The organism is Zunongwangia endophytica, assembly GCF_030409505.1.
Classification (GTDB): domain Bacteria; phylum Bacteroidota; class Bacteroidia; order Flavobacteriales; family Flavobacteriaceae; genus Zunongwangia; species Zunongwangia endophytica.
Genome location: NZ_JAUFPZ010000002.1, coordinates 1,043,646 through 1,057,996 on the forward strand (window position 1 = coordinate 1,043,646; position 14,351 = coordinate 1,057,996).

Annotated in this window: 15 protein-coding genes; 14 read left to right on the forward strand and 1 reads right to left on the reverse strand. The window is 29.7% G+C overall.

Annotated elements, in window-relative coordinates:
* Window positions 1-64: 64 nt before the first annotated feature.
* From QWY91_RS04690 to QWY91_RS04750, 13 genes are all read left to right on the forward strand, one after another.
* The gene (locus tag QWY91_RS04690) at window positions 65-607 is read left to right on the forward strand and encodes a hypothetical protein (RefSeq protein ID WP_290232181.1); all 543 of its coding nucleotides are present in this window, start codon (window positions 65-67) and stop codon (window positions 605-607) included.
* 161 nt (window positions 608-768) lie between these two features.
* On the forward strand, window positions 769-1,335 hold the full coding sequence (locus QWY91_RS04695; protein ID WP_290232182.1) for an outer membrane beta-barrel protein: 567 nt from the start codon (window positions 769-771) through the stop codon (window positions 1,333-1,335).
* A 379-nt stretch (window positions 1,336-1,714) separates the two neighbouring features.
* Window positions 1,715-2,242: a DUF6933 domain-containing protein gene (locus QWY91_RS04700; protein ID WP_290232183.1), complete on the forward strand. Its 528-nt coding sequence runs from the start codon at window positions 1,715-1,717 to the stop codon at window positions 2,240-2,242.
* Window positions 2,243-2,439: 197 nt separating this feature from the next.
* Window positions 2,440-3,063, forward strand: coding sequence for a hypothetical protein (locus QWY91_RS04705; protein ID WP_290232184.1), 624 nt, complete (start codon window positions 2,440-2,442; stop codon window positions 3,061-3,063).
* Between the two features lie 1,050 nt (window positions 3,064-4,113).
* A complete protein-coding gene (locus tag QWY91_RS04710; RefSeq protein WP_290232185.1) occupies window positions 4,114-4,794 on the forward strand; it encodes a hypothetical protein in 681 nt (226 codons plus the stop codon).
* 169 nt (window positions 4,795-4,963) lie between these two features.
* Window positions 4,964-5,866: a hypothetical protein gene (locus QWY91_RS04715; RefSeq protein ID WP_290232186.1), complete on the forward strand. Its 903-nt coding sequence runs from the start codon at window positions 4,964-4,966 to the stop codon at window positions 5,864-5,866.
* A gap of 141 nt (window positions 5,867-6,007) precedes the next feature.
* A complete protein-coding gene (locus QWY91_RS04720) occupies window positions 6,008-6,646 on the forward strand; it encodes a DUF3885 domain-containing protein (RefSeq protein ID WP_290232187.1) in 639 nt (212 codons plus the stop codon).
* Between the two features lie 881 nt (window positions 6,647-7,527).
* Complete coding sequence (locus QWY91_RS04725; RefSeq protein ID WP_290232188.1) at window positions 7,528-8,001, forward strand: hypothetical protein; 474 nt, start codon at window positions 7,528-7,530, stop codon at window positions 7,999-8,001.
* The gene (locus QWY91_RS04730; RefSeq protein WP_290232189.1) at window positions 7,992-8,315 is read left to right on the forward strand and encodes a hypothetical protein; all 324 of its coding nucleotides are present in this window, start codon (window positions 7,992-7,994) and stop codon (window positions 8,313-8,315) included. Before QWY91_RS04725 ends, QWY91_RS04730 begins: the two co-directional genes overlap by 10 nt.
* Window positions 8,316-8,550: 235 nt before the next feature.
* A complete protein-coding gene (locus QWY91_RS04735) occupies window positions 8,551-10,080 on the forward strand; it encodes an LA2681 family HEPN domain-containing protein (RefSeq protein WP_290232190.1) in 1,530 nt (509 codons plus the stop codon).
* 190 nt (window positions 10,081-10,270) lie between these two features.
* Window positions 10,271-11,257 (forward strand): hypothetical protein, encoded by a 987-nt coding sequence (locus tag QWY91_RS04740; RefSeq protein WP_290232191.1) that lies wholly within the window; start codon window positions 10,271-10,273, stop codon window positions 11,255-11,257.
* A 185-nt stretch (window positions 11,258-11,442) separates the two neighbouring features.
* Window positions 11,443-11,814 (forward strand): transposase, encoded by a 372-nt coding sequence (locus QWY91_RS04745; RefSeq protein ID WP_290230433.1) that lies wholly within the window; start codon window positions 11,443-11,445, stop codon window positions 11,812-11,814.
* Complete coding sequence (locus QWY91_RS04750; RefSeq protein ID WP_290232192.1) at window positions 11,811-12,665, forward strand: IS3 family transposase; 855 nt, start codon at window positions 11,811-11,813, stop codon at window positions 12,663-12,665. Before QWY91_RS04745 ends, QWY91_RS04750 begins: the two co-directional genes overlap by 4 nt.
* Before the next feature lie 81 nt (window positions 12,666-12,746).
* On the opposite strand, the gene QWY91_RS04755 is transcribed toward QWY91_RS04750, so the two are convergent.
* Window positions 12,747-13,379: a LysE family translocator gene (locus tag QWY91_RS04755; RefSeq protein WP_290232193.1), complete on the reverse strand. Its 633-nt coding sequence runs from the start codon at window positions 13,377-13,379 to the stop codon at window positions 12,747-12,749.
* Between the two features lie 105 nt (window positions 13,380-13,484).
* Between QWY91_RS04755 and QWY91_RS04760 the strand changes: the two genes are divergently transcribed.
* Window positions 13,485-14,351, forward strand: a complete 867-nt coding sequence (locus QWY91_RS04760; protein ID WP_290232194.1) for a LysR family transcriptional regulator — start codon at window positions 13,485-13,487, stop codon at window positions 14,349-14,351.

The window sequence follows — 14,351 nt, forward strand, 5'->3', positions numbered from 1 at the left end:
TCCGCTTCCTTATTCCCGCAACTTGCGGTAACCGGGACCGTTGTAAACCATTTTATTTGAAACGATGAAAAATCTAATTTTAATAATTCTGCCCCTTATTATTACTTTTAATCAAAACAATAAATTTGATAGAAAAAGTACTGAAGATTTAAAAAATAACTCTATTCAAGAGTTTAAATTAGATTCTTCAGATTATGTTTTAATAAAGTTTGAACCAAAATATGAATGGATCGTAGGAAAAGGTAGAGCAACAGACTTAAATAACTCAGAATTATTACAAATTGAAGATATTTTAGAAAAAGCTGTAGAAGAAAATAACAAAAGACAGAAAACGTATCTAAAAAAACATAATGAAGAAAATCCAAAAGACAAATGGAATAAAACTGGTTATGAATTAAATCTTAAAAAATTTAAAAGACAATATCTGCCAATAATAAATGATAAAGGAGAGAAAGTCATCTGGATAAATTTCTTCTGTAAGGATGAAAATCCAATTCCAAAAGATCGAATTATAATGATGTTAGATGGAGGAAACTGCTTTTTTAATATCAAAATTAACCTAACAAAAAATACTTATTACGATTTACAAATTAACGGATATGCGTAACTATAAAACGGTGTACAACAACGCGTATGGTCAATTGCGGCTAAATAGTTAATCGATATTCGATGTTTTCAGCTATATTTATTTTAAACGGATAAAACCTGGCAAACCAACCCGCAACTGGCCATACTCGAGAACGTTAGCAAAAATTAAAATCGAACTAAATGAGAAAAATTATTCCTATTTCATTATTGATTTTATTACCTATTATTTCTTATTCTCAAAAAAAGATGGGAGTTTTAATTGGATTAAATAATTCATCTATATCAGAGGGAGTTTTAGGGCAAGTTTCAATAACAGATAAAATGGGATTTCATTTAGGTGGATTTTATGAATTTGACTTAAATGAAAAGATAAAGTTTAGACCTAAATTGGTGTATTCTCAGCAAGGAAATCGTGATGGAGGTTCTAGTAGTATTGAACATATCGATTATAAATCTAATTATTTTAATATTCCTCTAAATTTTAAATTCTATGAATCAACATATATTCTTGCTGGACCTCAAATTGGTATTTTAGTATCTGAAGAAAAATATACCCCTTTTATCGAGGGAGAAACTTTTGATTTAGGAATAAACCTAGGGATTGGACAAAAAATTAAAGACTTTTTTCTAGAACTAAATTTATATCAAGGATTAACAAAGGCAATTGACAAACCAAATTATGATGGTGAGTTAGTAAAAGGAACAAATACGTTAATTCAAGTTAGTATCGGATATTATATATTTTGAAAATAACTTTTGCTAACAACGTATAATAGCAATTGCGGCATTTCGTCCTGCGGAGAAATTCAAGCAAGCATAAAAATCAGGAATTTTAGCTATCTTAGTTTTCAACCAATCCGCAACTGACGATTATACGAAGACGTTGTGCGTAAGCTGAGAAAACAACCAAAATCAGTCTAAAATTAAAATCTTTGGGATATTTACGAACTAAAAACAAATCATAACTTAAAAAATTTTACGCTCGATTTTGAGTTTGAAGAATATTATGCAGGAATTTAAATTGGAGATTTTTTAGATTTTGAAATAGAAATTTATAAATTCATAAAATTAAAATCCCGGCGGTTTTTCACACAGAAATACGAGGGCAACGTGAAATATAAATTTGATGATTGGAACAAACATATATACTACTCGAAAACTTGAAAAAGTAACGAATGAATTCATTTCTCAAACTGAAAATAAAGAAAATGAATATTTAGGAAATTGGACTGCTACTCTATTTTATGTTAGTAATAAAAAATGTTGGTTAATTATTAATAAATTGACAAAATACCTTCTGATTTTACCAAATTTAAAAAAACCTGATTTAAAAAACATATCAACTATTTTCAAAGAAACCCTATATTCCCAGTTGACTTACGATGGAATTATAACAGATTATAAATTAGTTGAGAAAATAATTGGAGAAATAAATTTGTGCGAAACGAACAACGACAGAAGCACTAATGGCTCTCTGAACAATTGTCTATTTCAGATGGATGACTGGAAATATGATTATGGAACTTTTGAGAATATGCCATTTAGAGATTTAAACAATAGATTAAATAGTTCACCAAATAAAATGTTGAACTTGAAATATCCTAAAGAAAAAATGAACGAAATGATAAAAGCCTACGCACAACAACGTATATAAAAAATAGCTACGTCTTTTCTTAATCGTAAATTTTGGTATATTTGGTAAGTCGCCAAATCTTTTGATTTGGCTTTTCAAAAGTAAAGTTAAAAACAAAATACAAAAGTTTTGGCTTGTGTTAAACCAAAAGAATTGCGCTTGTTTTTACGCTACTTTCCATATACAAACTCGTTGTACGCAAGGCAAAACGAAATTCTATGACACAACAAAATTTAGATTTAATATTCAATATTTTTGGAGCAATAGGTTCCTTAGCTACATTCGGAGCATTTTTATTTTTGTTTAGAAGAGACAAAGACAAACAAACTCAAATAGACAAATTGACTGGAATTGCAACTTTTTTAGAAGCTCAAAATGAGACGATGAAAGATCAAAATGAATTAATATCTCAACAAGTTGAAATTTTTAGAAATACTTCAATATTAAAGGAACAAGATGACAAAGCTCTTTCTGAGCTAAAAGCTATCGAGGAAAAGAAACTAAAATTAAGTGTAAAGCCAAATTTGTGGTTAAACGGTGCAGGGTATTCTGGAATAGATGGCGAATTAAAGATTGATTTAAATAATAAGGGTGAAGAGGCTCGACTACTTGAGTTTCGACTTAATTCAAATGACATTATTCTACATAGCGAGTCATTACCTTATGATCTTGAAAAAGGACAAAGAAGATATATTTTTGGAAGACAGAGCGGCAATATACATATAAAGGATTGTGAATATGAGATTGATGTTGTTTACCAAGATAAATTAGAAAACAAATATGTCTCAAAAATAGTCGGTAAAGGAGCTAGTGCTAAAATCACAGAAACTAAAGAGGTATAATTGCCCAGCGTACAACATCGGTTAATCGCAAATAACGGGTTTTATCGAAAATGTGTAATTTTAGAAACCAGGAAAGAAAATGGTTAATCCGACAAGTCCGCGTCCCTACTCCCGCAACTTGCGATAACCGTAACCGTTACCCAAAATAGCTCCTGACAAAACTGACCGAAGAAAATTTATAATCAAAATTCGTTAAATTCAGAGTAAATTATTTTAGAAACTCAAGAAATAATCAAGCAATCAAATCATGTGCTGAAATTCAGTTAAATGAAAATTCTAATTTAAAAGGCTAAGCAACACCGCGGATAAGTATTTAAAAGGTATTAGTGAAATTGTAAATCTGGCCGTTAATTTTTGGGATCTAAAGCACTACAGAAAACTAATAATCAAAATAGTTTCAATTTAAAAAGCTAACGCTGCGCGGAACCAATCTCTCTGAGAATTCAATTTAAAATTTAATCCCAATGCTGGAGAAACTTCAAATTGTAAAACTGTATTATCAATTTGGACGCTCAAAACCCTCTCTCCCACTCTGAAAAATTTAAAAAGTCAAATCACATCTAAACCGATATTCGATAATCTGACAACATTTTAAAAAAGGATAAGAACAAAAAACCAATCAAAGCGTGTCGCTACATTGGGTAACATCGGTTATAATTCATTGCGGCGGAATTTTCTACTGAAAATTCCAGGAATATTTGCTAAATTACATCCGTAACCGAAAAGTCCTGGCGGACTTTTCCGCAACAAATCATAACCGGAGCCGTTGTGTGTAATGCTCATCAGAATTAAATCAAAATAATATTAACTAACACAATTATATTAAATGAAAAATTATCAATGTAAAAATTGCGCAACATTATTGCAAAGTAATTCCCTTCCAAGTGCCTCAAACTGCCCATCTGCAACTTTTCATAATTGGCAAAACCTAGGAGAAGTAGGAAATACAAATTATCAATGTAAAAATTGCTCAACAGTCGTAAAGAGCAAAAATTTACCGTCTTCTTCAGGATGTCCAAAAGCAACATTCCATAAATGGTCGAAGTTATAATGGATATTAATGACAAACTTTTAGACCTCTATAGTTCTGAAATTAAAAAATTAACAAGTGCTGATATAAAGGCAGAGAATATCGATGGTCCTTTATTAATGCATTGTTGGGAAGAAGAATATTTTAATTCTAAATATAAGATTCTATTTTTAGGTAGAGAACCTAATGGATGGTTAGGAGATTTATATCACGAAATATCTTATCCAATTCATAGATATAAAGAATTTGAACTTTGTGAAAATGGAAATTACACAGTATTCTGGCAATACATTTACGATTTTAAAAATATTCTTATGCCTGAAACTATTGGTCAAAAGAATTTTTTATGGTCAAATACTTCAAAATTTTCTAAAGCCAAGGAGGGTACGGCTATTTCTCTTGAGGATTTCAAGTTATTTTCTAACAATTTTAAAGTTTTAAAAAATGAAATTAAAATTACAAATCCAGATGTAATTATATTTTTTACGGGATCAGATTGGGATGAAAAAATTCAATATCAATTAGAAGATCAATTGACATTTAATGCAGTAAGTGAAAATTTTGATAAAGCAGAACTAGCAAGAATTTCTAGTAAGAACTTTCCTTTCCATACTTACAGAGTTCCACATCCAATAACAATGCAAACCCAGAAAAAATGGAACTATATGGAAAAAATAATCGAAATAATAAAAGGTAATTAAAATAGTTTTCGCACTACACACAACACCGCTTCATCGCAAATAACGGGTATTGCCGAAAAAGCGTAATTTTAGAAACCAGGAAGGAAAACGGTTAAGCCGACAAGTCCGCATCCCTACTCCCGCAACTTGCGATAAGCGAAACCGTTGTGTACAATACAAAAAAAACTGAATGGAAGAAGATAAAAAACCTAGCAAAGATGAAATCCTAAATAATATACTTGAAATAAGAAAAAAAGAGGAAGAATTAAAAAAAAGAAAACATATACTTCAAAGTAAAAGACCTTGGTACACTCAAGCAACTAATATTATTGGAGTAATCACTATTATTCTGACGATTTCTATTGCCATCTTTTCTTTTATTTCCAATGAAGAAAAACTAGAATTAGTTTGCACTTATTCTGAGGCTGAACCGTTCACAAACATAAGCCCTAATTTAGCAAATAATATTTCTGTCTTATTTAATAATTCAAAGACAGAAAATATTGGAAAAATAAAATTTGTTTTAACAAACAACGGAACTAAAGCTATTAAAAAAAGTGATTTTGTAGATGGTCCAATTGAGTTTAGTATAAAGTCAAATTATAGTAAAATTGAAAATGACAGTTTAAAGAAAATACCTTTGTTGTTGGATGTTGTCAAAATCAAAAATGCAGGACAAAGGAACGATGTGATTAATATCACGTCTAGAGATGGAAACACTAATTTCAATTATCTACCAAGTCTAATCAACCCTAATGAATCTGTAGAATTAGATGCATTAATAAGCAATATAAATAATTTAACAATTTCACTAAAAGGTAATATAGCTGATGGGAATTTTAATATTATAAAACAATATGAAAAGGTAGAAAAGTCGAACTTTTTAATGTTGGGAGAATATTTGATTAAATTTTTGGGAGCTAAATGGATAGCCATAACAATCTTCATTATTTTCTTTTTACTCTCTTTATTGAAAAGCATAGTCAGTATGGAAGATTTTGAACATAATATATTAGATTATACTTTTGGTGCACTTTTTATTGCTATAGATATATTTTTTATAGCAATGATAATTTCAATAGCTAGTAATTAAGTACTGTACACAACAATGGCTATAAGTAATTGCTTGTTCTCACCTACTTCTGAAAATCCTCGCGGATTTTCAGCTTGGTGCGTACTTGCAAAATTAAGTGCTAACCCACGCAACTACTCATAGCCGAAACCGTTAGCAATAATGATGAAAAAAAAACTCGAACAAAAATTAAACTATTTAGGTTCGTCAATTAAACTGACTGATTTTAATACCATTGAACGTGGACTAAAATATCATTTGCGTTTTGAATTAGGCGACCCATTTGAAAACGGAACAAAAAAGCGTGTAAAACAAGCCACAAAACGTGCGATTGAATTGTTTGAAAACCATATCGAAGAAAGCTCTAAATTGTATATCCTGATTTATGACTTAAATGACGAAATGTTTGCTCGAACACCAAATTACATACACGGAATTTTAAATACGGAACAAATTAAGCACGAAGATTATAATGAAAAATTAGCACTACGTTATTTTGACCACGAAACGGAGATTGAATGGACGAAAGGGAAATTGACAATATATTTAGCAGATAGAAATGATATTCCCTATTCAAAGATATTTAATGGAATTGCGAATACCGAAATGGGATTTGAACCCACAGTTCATCAATTAGTTTACTTTTTTCAACCAAAATCCAAAAAATGGTTTTGGATGTATGACGATAGAGGTTGTTTAATGTTTAGCGATGAAGTTTCTGATTTGAAAGAAAATCTAAATAAATTTGACAGTTGGATAGTTGAAACGCAGAGAAGTGAAATGGAAAAACAGTTCGCGTAAATCACTATTGCTAACAACGTATATAAAAAATAGCTGCTTTTTTTCTAAATCGTAAATTTTGGTATATTTGGTAAGTCGCCAAATTTTTTGATTTGGCTTTTGAAAGGTAAAATTAAAAACAAAATGCAAAAATTTTGGCTTGTTTTATGGCGGAGAATTAATCGCTAATTTCAACGCTAATTTTCATATACAATCACGTTACCTGTAATTGCTCCAAAAACTCACTCGAGCCGGTGATGATGAAAAGAGTTGACGAAATTCAAACTCAAAATTGATAAAATAAGATCTGATTCTAATGAATAATAACTCAGCTGAAAAAGAAGAAAATTAGAATGCAAAAAAAGAAAATCGATTAATCGAAAATCAAATTTTCGAAGCTTAATTTTAAGACAAAACTCAGAATTCTGAGAAAAGAAAAAATAAGAGAACTTACAGACTTAAAAGAAGTATTTAGAACAAAAGATTTGATCACTCAAACGCAGAAAAGACTTGAAAAAAATTGAAAGGTCTTTTATAAAATCAAACTGAATTCGAAAATGACAAAATCAGAATCGGTTAATTTCATAGAAAAATTCGATAAAAAAGACCACAATTTAAAGAATATCGGACAAAAATAGCTGAAAAACTCACTTTCATCCTACTCTGATAAATAATAAATAAAAGTCTTGATAGAAATAATCGAAATTTGATAAATTAGAATATAATTAAATATGAACTAAAAAGCTGAACGTGTCGCAACAACAGGTAACAATGTATAACCGCAATTACGGCGGATTCGACTACGTCCGAATCCACTCGGAATTGCTAAAACCTGTGTCAAACCGAAAATAATCGCTAACTTAATCCGTAACTGACGGTTATACTGGTCCGTTGTAAAACATTTGAAAAAAATTCTGAACATATCATTTAAAATTTTTGCACTTATTTGGCTATTAATCCTTGGATTTGGAATTATTGGAACTCAATTTTTCGGAGAAACTTCTGATAATTTAGGTTTTAATGAATATAATCTCGAAAAAGAATCACCCGATAATAAGCAAAGATTTATAGTGAAAAATACTGACACAATTCCTCAAGGTAAATTTAAATATGAAATTTATTTTGCCGAATTTGGAGATAGGATTCAAAATAGAACTTGTGATATAGAAATAAAAGGAAACAAAATAATTATAACTCAAGATTTAACTACTAATCTAACTGGAGAAAAAACTATTTTTAACGGAATGGTTTTAAAACACAAAAGCGGAAAATGGATTTTAGCGGAAAATTATGAAGAAATAAAAGCCGATAAAATTGGAGGATGTACCGCTATTCCAATAATTGATTTTGAGAAAAAATTAATTGAATGGTGTTAGAAAAAAACACTTCACATAAAATATTAGGCGGATTTAATATTGTTGTTAACGGTATTTTTTCTTTACTCTGTTTATCCGAATTTTATAAAGTTGGTATTTTACAAGAAACCAAAAATTACCCTTTTGGAGGAGAAGGACCAGTCCCATTCTATTATAAAACTGCTGATCTTTACTCTAACGTAACTCTAGTTTATGGGTCAATTTTTACAATTCTACTGATAATCGGAATATGGAATATTAAAAATAATAAAGTCAACGAAAAAATATTATTCTGTATTACTTGTGCTTTGATTTTAATACAAGTTTTGCAATAACAAATTATAAAAAACGTTTTACAACACCGTATATAACAAATAGCTAAGTCATTTATAAATCGAAAATTTTGCTATATTTGGAAAGTCGCCAATTTTTTTATTTGGCATTTTAGAATTTTAAAGGTAAAAACTTAAACAAAAAAATTGGCTTGTTTTTCAGCGGAAAGTTAATCGCTAATTTGCACGCTACTTGCCATATACAAACACGTTACCACCAAGCTAAAAAAAATCCTACGTGAATTTAACATACGAAGAAATATTAAACCTTAAGGACTTTAATGGTTTTGACCCTGAACAGATTGTTTCTTTGCTTGGAATAATATTTGAAAATGGCAGAGAACAACAAAGTGTTAGTGATATTAAATTTGGAATAAATTTAGCAAACGAACAGAACCCTATTGACTTTTCAAATGAGAATAAAATGATTTTTCATTATAATCTTGCAAATGGATGGTCATATTTTCAACAATTGACACAAAACTTAAATTCAGATGAATTTTGGAGTTTTGAATTAGAAGAGCTTGAAGAGCAAATAATAAATTTAAGATTAGCTCATTTGTTTTCAAAAGATAGTACTAATAGTTTTAAGAAATGTGAAATTCTAACAAACTTGGGAAATCTATTTAGTCATATTGGTCGTTTTTCAGAAGCTCAATTATATTGGAATTCAGCATTAAAAATAGACCCAAAATTTGCAATGGCAATTGGAAATATTGGTTTTGGTTTAGTTCATTATTCCAAGATCTTATATGATAATGGGCATCAATCTTTGTTCTACAAATTTGGCTACAAACATTTGAAAAATGCATTAAAATCAGATATTTACGAAGATGCTAAAAAAGGTTTTCAAGATATTATTAATTTATTAGAATCTAGATTTAACAAAGAAAGCCTAACAAATATTCCAAACTTAAACGATTATTCAATTGGAGATTCAAAACTTGAAAAAGAATACAGAACTTGGTGTTTAACAAATCATCTTTTCTTAAATCCACTTAATGATATTGTAATCGAAAATATTGCAGGACACGATTGCCTACTTCTTCCATCAATAACATTAAAATTTGATGAACCACCAGTTTATCAAACTATTTTCAATCAAATCAAACAAGAGTTTGTTTCAGCAAGGCATTTATTATTTGAAGGTTTAAATCATAAGGAACTTCATTTTTCAGATAAAGATAATTTACAAATTGACATATTAGATTATGCGGTTTATTCTTATAGTAGCGAAAAAGTAAAAACATCTTTTAGGTTATGTTATTCGATTTTAGATAAAATTGGCTACTTAATAAATGACTATTTAAAACTTGGATTTAAACCAGAACAAGTTTCATTTAGAGGTATTTGGTCTTATTATGACAAGAAAACAAAAACAAAAAAAATGAATGAAAAAATTGTTGCAACTCAAAATTGGGCTTTTAGAGGTCTTTATTGGTTAAGCAAAGATTTATATGTCAAAAATTCATCCTTTTCTGACCCTATAGAACCAGAAGCGAAAGAATTAGCACAAATTAGAAATTTCATAGAACACAAATCTTTTAAAATTGTGGAATTTGGAAAAAATGGACTTTTTGATAATGGACTGACTTATGTAATAGAAAGAGAAGAGTTTGAAAGAAAGACATTAAATTTATTTAAGCTAATCCGAGCAAGTATGATTTATCTATCGTTAGGAATCAATTTAGAAGAAAAAAAGAAAAAATTCACAAAACCAATTCTTCCGATTGAGTTTGTAAAATTAGAAGATGAATTTAAAAGATAAAGCCAGGTGGTAACACCGTATATAATTTATTGCTGGCTTCTCGTCTACTTACGAAAGTCCTCGCGGACTTTCTTTGTCGGTAATTATTTACTAAATTAGTTGCTTAAAACACGCAACAAACCATATACAACAACGTTGACAACCATTAAACAGAATTCATCATTAAAAAGGAACATTGAAATTAATTAAGTTGAAATCAATAATAGACAACAAACTGAAACGATATCTTTTTTATGCAATAGGAGAGTTATGCCTAATCGTTTTGGGAATTCTTGTGGCTTTATATATTAATAACAGGAATGCTAATAATCAATACAAAAAGCAAATTGATAATAATTTATTGCGTGCGTATTCGGAATTAGAAGGGAACATAGAAGAAGCTCAAGAAACCATTTTGAAAATTAAAGAAAAAGACTCTTTAATTTATTTAGTGATGAATGATTTGATTGAACCTGAAGCGTATTACAAAGATATAAATTTAGCCTATTTGATATTATTCTTTTATAATTTAAATATTGAAGACAAGGCATTTCAAAACTTAATATCAATAAATGTAGCTGATAATAAGTATAAGGAAGAATTACTTTCAAGTTTAAAAGAACTGTATTCTATAAATGAAAATATAAAAGAAGTTAACCAAAGAATGTCAACTTTTGTTTATGACAAAAGTTTACCAATGTTAGCTAAAAACACTAAAACTTTTGGAGATTTGACATATAAAGGAGAAATAAAAAAAGACGTTGTTGATTTTTTTATTACTTCGCTAGAATATAAATCATATGTCAGTCAATATGCAATAATTGCAATTAAAAATCAACTTAAACATAATCAGGACTTTCTTAAAAAAGCGTATAGTTTGCGTTCAAAAATGACAAATGAATACAACCTTGATAGTAAAAACTTATTGAAAAAAGATTCTCTTATTTCTCAATATAAAGGTTTATACTCAAGTAAAACTCTAAAAGATACAATAGCTATTAAATTCGCAAATGATTCAATACTGTTTTATAGAAATAAGGAGTTTCAGCTAAACCTTATTCCACTAACTAAAGATTGCTATTTTACAGACAATGAAGGTGGCGGATATTTTGTTTCTTTTCTTGAAAAAAAAGATACTCTACGTATGGAATTAAACTTATTGTCGAATAAGTACTTATATGAAAAAATAAAAAAATAACGGTTGTCAACAAAGTGTATAATTAATTGCTTTGGTCGTTGCTTATTTGGAAAATTCCTTCAGAACCTTCTCGCGTTAGTTTTTGTTTACTAAATTAGTTGCTTAAACACGCAACTAACCATACACAAGACCGTTAGCACCAATTTTGACTCGTCCTGAATAAAGGCTACATAATTTCAAACATTATGTATAAAAATGACAGAGTAATCAGACGGTATTCCGAATCGTTCAAACTAAAAATTTTAGACGAACTTACGGCAGGAAAATTAAACAAGTATCAACTAGGTAAAGCTTACGGTATTGCTCCAACAACCATAAACGAGTGGATCAGGAAATATAACCGTAAAGACCTTATGAACACCAGAGTGACTGTGAAAACAAAAGATGAGATTACACGCATCAAACAGCTTCAAAAAGAAATTGAACAGCTGAAGAAACTTCTTTTGAAAAAGGATATAGACGCCCTTATAGAAGATTCTTATCTTGAAGTGGCAGCAGAACAGCTGGGCTATAAATCAGTGCTTGAACTTAAAAAAAAACTAAGTATCAAGCCTTGATCAAAGCAAAAGAGAACGCTAAAGGATCTGCTACTCTTTCAGCTATAACAGCTTGTTTTGGCCTTAAACGGGATGCATACTACAAATACAAAAGTAGAGAGGACAAACGTTTGAAAATAGAGAAAAAAGTTATTGATATAGTCAAGAAAAAGCGCAGATCACTTCCCAGAGAAGGGGTTAGAAAACTTGCCAGATCACTGAGCAAAGAGTTTACAAATGCCGATTTAAAAATAGGCAGGGATACCTTATTCAACATTCTTAGAAAACACAATATGCTGACACTTAGAAAAAAATACAGCTCTAGAACAACGAACTCATTACACAGGTTCTACAAGTATAAGAATATCATTAAAGATGTAGAAACAACTAGACCAAACCAAGTATGGGTGAGCGATATCACTTACATCAGAACTATAAAAGGCTTTTGTTACCTAGCACTCATTACAGATATGCATAGTCGCAAAATTGTTGGCTATGACATCAGCGACAGCTTGGAACTCAAAGGATGTGTAAGAGCTTTGAATAAAGCTTTATATCAAGCTAAAGATATTGACGCACTTATACACCATTCAGACCGAGGTATTCAGTATTGCAGCAATGTATACACACAGATCCTTAAAAGAAATGACATAAGAATCAGTATGACCGAAGAGAACCATTGCTACGAAAACGCGATGGCAGAACGTGTAAATGGCATATTAAAAGACGAGTTCTATCTCGACCAGACCTTTGATAGCCTACAACACGCTAAGAGAGCTACAAAAAATGCAATTAATTTGTATAATGAAATAAGATTACATTTATCTTTAGACTATAAAACACCAAATATGGTTTATAAATTAACAGCTTAAATCAATTTTAAACTGTAGCTATATTTCAGGACTAGACATTTGAAAAAAAGCACCCGACTAAACAAAAGACGGTTGTAGAATTTAATTTTCACTTAATGCAATTTTTATTCCCATTAGAATAAATACAAATCCACTTAATTTATTTAACCATAGACCAGCATTTGGATTGTTCTTGATTTTTTGAGAAAAAACACTGGCAAATACCGTCAAAATAAAAAACCAAACAATTCCAATTAATGCATAAGCAAGACCCAATATAATAAACGGAACAGGGTTTTCCATTTGAGTTGGATTGATAAATTGAGGAAAAAATGCCAAGAAGAATAATGCAACTTTCGGATTTAATGTATTTGTTAAAAATCCAGACCAAAAATCATTTTTCCCCTTTTCTTGTACTTTCTTTTCATCATTTGTAGGCAAAAAATCCTTTCTATTTTTAAACTTCAAAAATCCCAAGTAGGTTAAATAAAAAACACCTACATATTTAATTATAGTAAATGCGTATGCTGAATTGGCAATAATGACAGACAATCCCAATGCGGCAAATAAAGTGTGAGTTAAAACACCTGCATTCACGCCCAAAGTGGCATAAACCCCTGATTTCCGACCTTGAGCGATAGACTTGTTCAAAACAAATATCGTATCAATTCCTGGCGTCATTATGAAAAATAAAGCCGTTACCATAAAAGCGAATAAGTTTTCGATTCCAATCATTTCTGTTCTTTTCGAATTAAACTAAAACTTTCAGCAAAGAAACTACTTGGGATTCAATCTAAAAATACATATTTTTGATTGACTAATGCGTAAATTGCATTACTTATGACGATTCAACAAATTAAATATTTTTTAGAACTTGCTAAAGAACTCCATTTTTGGAAAACAGCGGAAAAAGTTTTTATCTCTCAATCTTCATTAAGCCGACAAATTCAAGCTTTAGAAGATGAAGTGGGAATAAAGCTTTTTGAACGGGATAAAAGGAATGTGAAATTAACAAATGCGGGCAAATTTCTTCAAGAGCATTGGACAGATAAAATAAATGAATTTGACCAAATATTAAGGCAAGCTAAAAAGATTGATGCGGGTAATTTAGGAACTGTTTCCATAACGTATCCCGGTTCTATAACATTTGAATTTTTACCTAACTTTTTAAAGATTTTAAATACTAATTTACCTGACCTTAAATTAGAGCTGACAGAACCTACAGATGAAAATCACGAAAAATTATTATTGGACTATCGTACGGATATAGCTTTTAGTAGGGATAAAATTAAAAATGGAAATATTGATACTTTAAAATTATATTCAGAACCCATTTGTTTGGTTGTTCCAAATAATCATTGGATAAAGGAAAAGACGTTTAATAACATAGCTGATCTACAAAATGAAAAATTTATTATTTCAGGATTACATCAGACAACATTTTTTGCTTCTTTGCTGAGAAGCTTGTTTGATAAATATGGATTTGAACCAAAAACAACAATTGAGTCAGATTTTGGCGGTATGATATTAAGTCTAGTTTCTAAAGAAATAGGGATTTCAATTCTACCACTTTCATTTAAATCTGCTAAGGTTCAAAATTTACGATTTATCAAATTTGATGAAAAAATTGATTTGTATGTAAATTGGAGAAAAAACGAACTTAATAAAACCATAAAAAAAGTCGTTGAATATGCAGAAACTGTGTGA

Bases quoted from the DNA above. Each gene is read 5' to 3' on its own strand.
- QWY91_RS04760 (WP_290232194.1), top strand. From the start codon at position 13,485: ATGACGATTCAACAAATTAAATATTTTTTAGAACTTGCTAAAGAACTC.
- QWY91_RS04720 (WP_290232187.1), top strand. From the start codon at position 6,008: ATGATGAAAAAAAAACTCGAACAAAAATTAAACTATTTAGGTTCGTCA.
- QWY91_RS04705 (WP_290232184.1), top strand. From the start codon at position 2,440: ATGACACAACAAAATTTAGATTTAATATTCAATATTTTTGGAGCAATA.
- QWY91_RS04695 (WP_290232182.1), top strand. From the start codon at position 769: ATGAGAAAAATTATTCCTATTTCATTATTGATTTTATTACCTATTATT.
- QWY91_RS04715 (WP_290232186.1), top strand. From the start codon at position 4,964: ATGGAAGAAGATAAAAAACCTAGCAAAGATGAAATCCTAAATAATATA.
- QWY91_RS04700 (WP_290232183.1), top strand. From the start codon at position 1,715: ATGATTGGAACAAACATATATACTACTCGAAAACTTGAAAAAGTAACG.
- QWY91_RS04730 (WP_290232189.1), top strand. From the start codon at position 7,992: ATGGTGTTAGAAAAAAACACTTCACATAAAATATTAGGCGGATTTAAT.
- QWY91_RS04710 (WP_290232185.1), top strand. From the start codon at position 4,114: ATGGATATTAATGACAAACTTTTAGACCTCTATAGTTCTGAAATTAAA.
- QWY91_RS04690 (WP_290232181.1), top strand. From the start codon at position 65: ATGAAAAATCTAATTTTAATAATTCTGCCCCTTATTATTACTTTTAAT.
- QWY91_RS04755 (WP_290232193.1), bottom strand. From the start codon at position 13,379: ATGATTGGAATCGAAAACTTATTCGCTTTTATGGTAACGGCTTTATTT.
- QWY91_RS04745 (WP_290230433.1), top strand. From the start codon at position 11,443: ATGTATAAAAATGACAGAGTAATCAGACGGTATTCCGAATCGTTCAAA.